Raw genomic sequence first — 8,035 nt, forward strand, 5'->3', positions numbered from 1 at the left:
CGTCCGGTCATCGCCGGGCGCGTGGCCCTGGGTGCCGACGCCTTGTTCGAATCCCGGCGCGGCCTGAACCTGCCGCCACACCAGCGCAGGCTGGGGTGGCTGGACGCCGAGGCCCACCTCTTCCCGCACCTGACGATCGAGCGCAACCTCGCTTACGGGGCCCGGGCGCAGGGCCCGCGCATGAAGGTCGCGCCAGGGCTCGACGTGCCTTCGCTGGTGAAGTGGCTCGACCTCAGCGCCATGATGGACCGCCGCCCCCACGAGCTCAACGCCTCGCAGCGCGTGCGCGCCGCGCTGGGCCGGGCCCTGGCCGCCGACCCGCAGGGCCTGCTCATGGACGACCCACTCGGCCGCGTGCACGACCCGGAGCGCCCCGAGCTGCTGGAGTTGCTCGCGCAGGTCGCGCATCGCTTCCACCTGCCTGTGCTGATGGCCACGCCACGCATGGAAGAGGTCGTGCGCATGGCAGATGACGTGGTCATCCTGCACGACGGGCGCATGGCGGGCGCCGGGCCGATTGCCCAGGTGCTGTCCGACGTGTCGCTGTCGACCTTCCTGGAGGGCTTTCACGCCGGCAGCATCCTCGAAGGTGCGGTCACCCGGCACGACATCGAGTGGGTGGTCAGCGAGGTCGACATCTGCGGGCAATGCGTGACGGTGCCGGCCACGCTGCACCCCGTCGGCACCCGCGTGCGCCTGAAGGTGCGCGCCCGCGACGTGAGCCTGCACCGCGAGGTGCCCACCGACAGCAGCAGCACCAACGTGCTGCGCGGGCGCATCACCCAGGTGATGCTGGCCGGGCACAGCGGCACCTATGGCGCCGTGGGCGTGGAGCTGGCGCGCGAGCTCGACGAGCGGCTGGAGCTCAAAGCCGGGGCGCAGATCTGGGGCCTGGTCACGCGGCAAGCCATCGAGCAGATGAACTGGCAGCCGGGCGAGCCTTGCGTGGTCGGCTTCAACGCGATGTCGGCTCAGGTCACGCCCCTGCCCTGGACTTCGTCGAAGCGGGGCTGAGCAGGGCCTTGGCGCCCGGGGTATCTGGGGTATCGTTTGAATCCATGAGCACCGTCAACCTTTCCTCCAAGCCCGCCCGCAGGGTGCTGTCCGTCAACGTGGCGCAGGCCAGCCACGTCGACATCCAGGGGCGTCGCATCCTGACGGCCATCGGCAAACAGCCGGTGAGCACCGAAGCCCGGCCCGAGCGCATCGAAGTCAAGGCACTGGGCCTGGCGGGCGACGAGCAGGCCGACCTCAGCGTTCACGGCGGCCTGAGCAAGGCGGTCTACGCCTACCCGATCGAGCATTACGCGTTCTGGCAGACGGTGCGCGCACAAGCGGGCCTGCAGGCCTGGGGCGAGGCGCTGCCTGCGGGCTCGCTGGGCGAGAACCTCACGCTGTCGGGCCTGCTGGAAGAGGACGCCCACATCGGTGACGTGCTGCGCTTTGCAGATTGCGCACTGGCGATCAGCGAGCCGCGCCGCCCCTGCTTCAAACTGGAAGCCAAACTGGGCTTCAAGCACGCGATCAAGATGATGGCGCAGTCGGGCTTTTGCGGTTTTTACCTGGCCGTGCGCACGCCTGGCACCATCGCTGCTGGCGAGGGCTACGAGCTGATCCCGGGCCCGCGCGAGGTCAGCATCCGCGAGCTGTTCCGAGCCAAGATGCAGAAAGAGGCGAAGGCCGATTGACCGAAGGGGCCATGGGCCCCATCACTCGTCGTCGCTCCAGTTGGCGACCTGGCGCTTGAGCGCATCGAGCCACTTGCGCACGGCGTCGCGGCTGTCGAGCTGCTGACGCACCCACTCGGGACGTTGCAAAGGCCGCTTGACGACGGCCGCCGCCAGGGCCGGCTTGGGCGCCTCGGCGGTCACGGCCGCCACTTGCAGCTCGGCCACCACCACGCCCTTGAGCGCGAATCGGTGCGGCGTGCTGCCAGGCTGCTCCTGCAGCTTCATCTCCTTGAGCTGACGGCGCAGCTGCACCAGGGCCTCGTCCGCCTTGAAGGGCGGCAGCGCGAAGAAGTCTCCCAGTTCGTCGCTCATGTCAGGCTCCTGTTGGGTCCGGGATGTGGCGCTCAGCCCCGCTCGGGGGTTTCGGCGTTCTGCAGGTTGGCGACCCCGGCGGCCACGTGTCCGGCCGGCACGTGCGGCGCGGCGTTGTTGACGTGGCCGGTCTGGTCGTCGAAGAAGAAGTCGGGCTCGAACTCGCGCAAGAATTCTCCCTTGGGCAGGCCGCCCAGGAACATGGCCTCGTCGACCTCGATGCCCCAGTCCATGAGGGTGCGGATGGCGCGTTCATGCGCCGGCGCGCCACGCGCCGTCACCAGGGCGGTGCGGATGCGCATGCGGGAGGCCCCGGGCTGTTCGATGGCGCTGCGCAGGTCGTGCAGGGCCTGCAGCAGCGGCCGAAACGGCCCGTCGGGCAGGGGCTTGCGCGCGCGGCTGACCTCGTGGTCCTGGAAGGCGCCCAAGCCGCCCTGCTGGAAGATGCGCTCGGCCTCGTCGGAGAACAGCACGGCGTCGCCGTCGAAAGCGATGCGCACTTCATCGGGGTGGGCATCGCCCGCACGGGCCGCATGCGGCAGCACGCGCGCAGCCGGCACACCAGCGGTCAGGGCCTGGCGCACGTCGGCCTCGTTGGCCGACAGGAACAGGTGCGCCTGCAGCGGCTTGAGGTAGCGCCAGGGGCTGCGCCCGCGTGTGAACACGCCCCGCTCGATCTCCAGCCCGTGGTGCGACACCGAACGGAACACGCGCAGGCCCGAGGCTGGGTCGTTGCGAGAGAGGATCACCACCTCGACGCGGGCGTCGGCCGGCGTGTCAGCCGACTCGGGCGTGTTGAAGGCCAGCAGCTTGCGCACCAGCGAGAAGGCCACGCCAGGTTTGGCGGGCACCTCGATGCGACCGAGTTGCAGGTCCATGTAGGCGCGGTCGTTCGCGCCTTCGAACAGGCGGTTCTCTTCTTCGAAGTCGAAGAGCGCGCGGGAGGAAATGGCCACCACCAGGCGGCCGTCGAGGCTGGCAGGCATGGGCCCGAGTATGGCCCATGCGCCTCACTGCACGAAGCCGATGGGCGATCGCTTGGGGCCGCCGTCGGGCAGGTCGCGCTCTTGCAGCGTGAAGCGGCCGTCCAGCTTGGCGTTGCCGAAGGCCGTCATCAGCGCGCGGCGCATCTCGCGCGGGGCCATCCTGGCCATGGCGCTCAGCACACCGTCCGACAACTCGGGGTCGAAGCGCTGGCCCCAGTCGTGGTCGGCGCGGATGCTGCGATAGAGCTTGGCGGCGATCTTGCGCGCGGCCTCTTCGTCCGGCATCTCGATCTGGAAGACGTTGACGCGGTTGAGGATGGGGTCGGGGATGGATCGGATGTCGTTGGCCGTGGCCACCCAGATCACCTGGCTGGCGTCGATGGCCACCTCGGCGAACTCGTCGGTGAAGCTGCCGGCGGTGTCGTGCTCGAGCAGGCTGTAGAGCGAGCCCAGCGGATCGTAGGCGTGTTCGCCACCCGACTTGTCGATCTCGTCGACCACCATCACCGGGTTGGCGTACTGGCCATCGACCAGCGTCTCGAAAACCTTGCCGGGGCGCGCGCCCTTCCACTGCGAGCTGGCGCCCGAGAGCACCCAGCCAGCGGTCATCGAGCTCATGGAGATGAAGCCCATGCCGGTGCCCAGCAGTTGCGCCACCTCGCGTGCGAAGTGGGTCTTGCCGACGCCGGGTGGGCCCAGCAGCAGCATGGGGGTGAGCTCCAGCGCGTCGCGGCTGTCGCTGCACAGCGCGAGCTGGCGCTTGAGGTCGTCGAGCACCTCGTGGAAGTTGGGCAGCTCGTCGTAGAGGTGGTCCATCGCGGGCAGGCCGGAGGGCTTGACCTGGAAGCGCTCGGAGCCCTTTTCAAGCATGCGCTCGTAGGTGGCGCGCAGGGCTTCGTGGTCGCGGGCGGGCAGCTTGCCCAGCCGTCGCTCGACCTCGTCGAGCCGGTAGACATGGCGCATGTGCGCGATCGGGATGCGCCCTCGGTGGCGCGACTCCCACTTGCCTTCCACGGTGTCCCGGGCAACCGGGACGAGATCGGTGCAGCCACTCATGTCAGCCCTCCAGATCAAACCAGACCCTGCTGATGAGCATTGCAGCAAACGTGCCTGGTGTTGAGCCCCGAAACAAGGGGCACAGCCCATGTCATATCACTGCATCCCTCAGCGTCACAGCGGGAAGCCCCGCAAAGGGCTCGCAGGTGGGGCGCGAAGTGCGCACAATGGCGCACCGCGCGCCCTCGATCCCCCCATGAAGCCTGTGCTGCCAACACTCCTGCGTTCCCTGACCCAGAGCTGGGTGGGAGGGCTGTGGCTGCTGGCGCTGGCGTTGCTGGCCTTCTTCTGGCTGCAACCGCCACCACCGGCCAACGCCAGCGGCGTGCGCTGGCTGTCGGCCCAGCGCCTGTGGATGCACGACGTCAGCGGCGCGGTGCTGGCAGACCAGCCAGTGGCGGTGAGCCTGCCTGACAGCTGGAAGCCCGCTGGACTGCAGGCGGCAGGCATCGGCCGCTACCGCCTGAACTTCGAGGTCAGCGACGAGGTGGTCCAAAGCGCCAGGAGCACCCCCTGGTCCCTGCGCATCGACTACCTGAACTATGTGCACAGCATCTGGCTCAATGGCGAGTTGCTGCAGAGCACGCTGCCCCGCCCTGGCTGGCTGGGCTTGCCGGGCCCCTCGCTCATCGACGTGCCGGGCCGCCTGCTCAACGCTGGCCACAACTCGCTGGAGATCGAAATCCAGGCCGTGCAACAAGGCGGCATGTCACCAGCCGTCCTGGCCCCCAAAGCCGCCCTGCAACACGACCACGTGATGCTGCGCTTTCTCACGCGCGACGGGCTCATGGTGCTCAACCTGATCTGGATCGCCTTCTCGATGTTCGTGGTGCTGCTGTGGTGGATGCGGCGCCAGGAAGCGGCTGCCGGCCTCTTCGGCCTGCTGGTGCTGGTGGGCGGCCTGCGCAACTGCCGTTACTTCATCACCGAAGACCTCGGCCTGTCGGTCGGTGCGGAGTCGTGGCTTTACTTCCTGGCCCACGTGCTCACGGCGTGCCTGCAGGGGTGGTTCGTGATGGCGCTGGTCGGCAGGCACCTGCCATGGTTCCACCGGGCCTTGTGGGTGGTGGCGCTCGGGTTCCCCGTGCTGGGCCTGCTCGCCCTGCCGCTTGACCCCGACCTGCGCTTCACACGGGGCTACCTGCAAGGCGCGCTGATCCTCACGCTGGCGCCCTCGATCTGGCTGATGGGTCAATGGGTGCTGCGCGAGGGGCTGCGCTCGTCGATGCACACCGGGCTGGCCGTGGGTTGGGCCGCCTTGCTGGTGGCCGGGGTGCACGACTTCATCTTCGGACGCGTCATCGGACTGGTCAACTTCAACCACTGGATGGGTTGGATGATCCCGCTGGCCTCGCCCTCCTTCGTGCTGATGGTGGTCCAACGCGTGGTCAAGGCCTTCGACGACATCGAAGAGGCGAACCAGCAGCTCGAACACAAGGTGGCCGAACGCACCCGCGAGCTGGCCGCCGCCAACGCTGCCAAGAGCCATTTCCTGGCCTCGGCGAGCCACGACCTGCGTCAACCTGTGGCGGCCATCGGCCTGATCACCGACCTGCTGCGCGTGCAGGTGACCGACCCGATGGTGCGCAACCTCGCCGACCGGCTGACCCGCGCCGTGCGCTCGATGGAGAGCCTGCTCAAAGGCCTGCTGGACCTGTCTCGCCTGGACTCCGGCACCGTCGAAGTGCAACGCCGACGCGTGCACCTGCAAACGCTGCTCGAGGCCGTTGCCTCGCACGAAGCCGAGGCCGCGCGCCAGAAGAACCTCCAGCTGCGCGTGCGCCGCACCCAGGCCATCGCCTGGACAGACCCGGTGCTGCTCGAGCAGGTCTTGCGCAACCTCGTGGGCAACGCCATCCGGCACACACAGCAAGGCGGGGTGCTGGTGAGCGTGCGCCGCCGTGGCCGAGCGAGCTCGTCTGGCCAGGCGCCGGGGCACTCGTGGGAGGTGCAGGTCTGGGACACCGGCCCCGGCATTCGACCCGAGGATCAACCTCGCATCTTTGAAGCCTTTGTTCAGCTGGGCAACCCCGGCCGCGAGCGCTCACAGGGCCTGGGCCTCGGGCTGGCCATCGTGCAAAGGGCTGCACAACTGCTGGAACACCCGCTGCGCGTGCGGTCTCGGGTGGGGCGAGGCTCGTGCTTCGCGATCACGCTGCCCGGCACCACACAGGCTGTGGAAACCGCCACCACAACAACACAGAGCCCCATGCCCGATCGGCTCCATGGCATGCGGGTGCTGGTGATCGAAGACGACGAGGCACTGGGCGAAAGCCTGGTGCTGTGGCTGCGCAACTGGGGGCTCGATGCCGTGGCGGGCCACAGCCTGGGCTGGGTCCGCGCTCAAGCGCCACAACATTGGGACATGGTGGTGTCAGACCACCGCCTGCCCGATGGCAGCGGCCGCGACGTCATCGCGCACCTGCGTCAGCATCAGCCGAGCTTGCCGGCGCTGATCATCACCGGCGACACCTCGCCGCAACAACTGGCCGAGCTCGCAGCCAGCGGCCTGCCGGTCCTGCACAAGCCGTTCAGGGCACAAGACCTGCGCACGATGCTCGCGCAGGGCATGGGGCGCCAAGGCCCGGCTTGAACAGCCAAAAGCCGGGGCGCTGAGATCAGCTCGCCCGCCCCAGCGTGACGCCGGCACGCGCCACGGCCACCACCGCCTGGGTGCGGCTGCTGACCTTGAGCTTGCGAAAAATCGCCGAGAGGTGCGTCTTGACCGTCGATTCGGACAGCGACAGCACGCGGCAGATCTCCTTGTTGGGCTTGCCCTCGACGAGCAGGCGCAGCACATCGAGTTGACGCCCCGACAGCCCCAAGGTGGCGTCCGGGCCCACGGGCTCGTCGCGCTGGCCGTCGTCGTCCGTCCTCGCGGGTTCGACCTCGACCACGGCATCGGTGGGCAGGGGGGGCAGGTAAACGCCACCGGAGAGCACTCGGCGCAACGCTTCCTGCATCACCGAGGCTTCGACGGTCTTGGGGATGAAGCCGGAGGCGCCCTGGTCGATGGCCGCCACGATGGTGCCTGGGCGGTCGTCGGCCGACAGCACCACCACGGGCAGCTGCGGCGCCAGTTCACGCCATTCGGTGAGCGTGCCCAGTCCTTGGCGATCGGCCAGGCCCAGGTCAAGCAGCACCAGGCCCACATCGGGGTGCGCTTCCAGCGTCACCAGGGCTTCGCGCAGGCTGCCGGCCTCGAGCACCTCGGCGCCGCCGTGGTCGGCCAGGTCGAGGCGGTGCTGGATGAGCAGGCTCAGCCCATCGCGGAACAGGGGGTGGTCGTCGATCAGGAGCAACTTCATGGCTTCGATCGTACGCGATTCAAACTGATACAAATGGATGAATCGCGCCAGGCCGAACACACCCAGCTGCGGGGGAGCGGTTTCGCGTCACGTCCCGCATCGTGGCGGATAACGCTGGCCGCACAAATCCGAACCTGAGAGAACTGCCCTGGGCTGAGGCAGGCGGCGCAAACGTCAGCGAAACGCTGCTTGAAACAAGGGAGACCCCCAATCGCACACCAAACGCATGGCCTGATCGGCGTTGCCCGGAGCAAGCCGTTGTGTGTGCATGCGCAGCAGCCCTGCAGAGGTTTGCAGGCTGTACACACTGGGCGCCGTGGCAGCTGGCAAATCCAACCACCAACGAACGCGTGCATGCCATTCGCCCAGGTCGTCACGACAATCCAAGGTCATGGGCGCGCCATGGTTCAACATCGAGCCGTGACATTCGACATCCAGGCCCGGCAGCCAATCCTGCAGCAACACCGCTCGCCCGTCGAGCAACGCCGAGCAAGCCAGCCCCAACATGGCCTGCCGGCCCCACTCTGCCGTGTCCATGGCGCATTCAAGGCGCAGCACGGCACCCTCTTCGATCAGGATGCGAACTTCGTCGGGGCCTTGTTGCATTTGACGCTCAAGGCTTGGTTGCGGTGGATGGCGCAGC

8 protein-coding genes are annotated in these 8,035 nt (G+C 68.3%); 4 read left to right on the top strand and 4 right to left on the bottom strand.

Going from position 1 to position 8,035, the window contains the following annotated elements; genetic code table 11:
• Positions 1–1,014 (top strand): ATP-binding cassette domain-containing protein (locus tag B2W70_RS00395; protein WP_286741935.1); only part of this gene is annotated, 1,014 nt, incomplete at its 5' end.
• 44 nt (positions 1,015–1,058) lie between these two features.
• Complete coding sequence (locus B2W70_RS00400) at positions 1,059–1,688, top strand: MOSC domain-containing protein (protein ID WP_286741936.1); 630 nt, start codon at positions 1,059–1,061, stop codon at positions 1,686–1,688.
• A 21-nt stretch (positions 1,689–1,709) separates the two neighbouring features.
• On the opposite strand, the gene B2W70_RS00405 is transcribed toward B2W70_RS00400, so the two are convergent.
• From B2W70_RS00405 to B2W70_RS00415, 3 genes are read right to left on the bottom strand one after another with little or no spacing between them, the layout of a single operon-like run.
• Positions 1,710–2,042: a hypothetical protein gene (locus B2W70_RS00405; protein ID WP_286741938.1), complete on the bottom strand. Its 333-nt coding sequence runs from the start codon at positions 2,040–2,042 to the stop codon at positions 1,710–1,712.
• A gap of 32 nt (positions 2,043–2,074) precedes the next feature.
• Positions 2,075–3,028: a 5'-nucleotidase gene (locus tag B2W70_RS00410; protein WP_286741940.1), complete on the bottom strand. Its 954-nt coding sequence runs from the start codon at positions 3,026–3,028 to the stop codon at positions 2,075–2,077.
• 24 nt (positions 3,029–3,052) lie between these two features.
• Positions 3,053–4,084: an AAA family ATPase gene (locus B2W70_RS00415; RefSeq protein ID WP_286741941.1), complete on the bottom strand. Its 1,032-nt coding sequence runs from the start codon at positions 4,082–4,084 to the stop codon at positions 3,053–3,055.
• 196 nt (positions 4,085–4,280) lie between these two features.
• On the opposite strand from B2W70_RS00415, the gene B2W70_RS00420 reads away from it, so the two are divergent.
• On the top strand, positions 4,281–6,677 hold the full coding sequence (locus B2W70_RS00420) for a hybrid sensor histidine kinase/response regulator (protein ID WP_286741943.1): 2,397 nt from the start codon (positions 4,281–4,283) through the stop codon (positions 6,675–6,677).
• A 25-nt stretch (positions 6,678–6,702) separates the two neighbouring features.
• Here the strand turns inward: B2W70_RS00420 and B2W70_RS00425 are convergent, their stop codons facing one another.
• Positions 6,703–7,392, bottom strand: coding sequence for a LuxR C-terminal-related transcriptional regulator (locus tag B2W70_RS00425; protein ID WP_286741945.1), 690 nt, complete (start codon positions 7,390–7,392; stop codon positions 6,703–6,705).
• Positions 7,393–7,746: 354 nt separating this feature from the next.
• On the opposite strand from B2W70_RS00425, the gene B2W70_RS00430 reads away from it, so the two are divergent.
• Positions 7,747–8,035, top strand: a 289-nt coding sequence (locus B2W70_RS00430) for a hypothetical protein (RefSeq protein ID WP_286741946.1), incomplete at its 3' end; no start/stop codon positions are given.

The organism is Aquabacterium sp. UBA2148 (assembly GCF_002328915.1).
GTDB lineage: Bacteria > Pseudomonadota > Gammaproteobacteria > Burkholderiales > Burkholderiaceae_C > Aquabacterium > Aquabacterium parvum.

Coding starts and splice junctions, on each gene's coding strand:
- B2W70_RS00425 (WP_286741945.1), bottom strand. CDS start 7,392: ATGAAGTTGCTCCTGATCGACGACCACCCCCTGTTCCGCGATGGGCTG.
- B2W70_RS00410 (WP_286741940.1), bottom strand. CDS start 3,028: ATGCCTGCCAGCCTCGACGGCCGCCTGGTGGTGGCCATTTCCTCCCGC.
- B2W70_RS00405 (WP_286741938.1), bottom strand. CDS start 2,042: ATGAGCGACGAACTGGGAGACTTCTTCGCGCTGCCGCCCTTCAAGGCG.
- B2W70_RS00415 (WP_286741941.1), bottom strand. CDS start 4,084: ATGAGTGGCTGCACCGATCTCGTCCCGGTTGCCCGGGACACCGTGGAA.
- B2W70_RS00400 (WP_286741936.1), top strand. CDS start 1,059: ATGAGCACCGTCAACCTTTCCTCCAAGCCCGCCCGCAGGGTGCTGTCC.
- B2W70_RS00420 (WP_286741943.1), top strand. CDS start 4,281: ATGAAGCCTGTGCTGCCAACACTCCTGCGTTCCCTGACCCAGAGCTGG.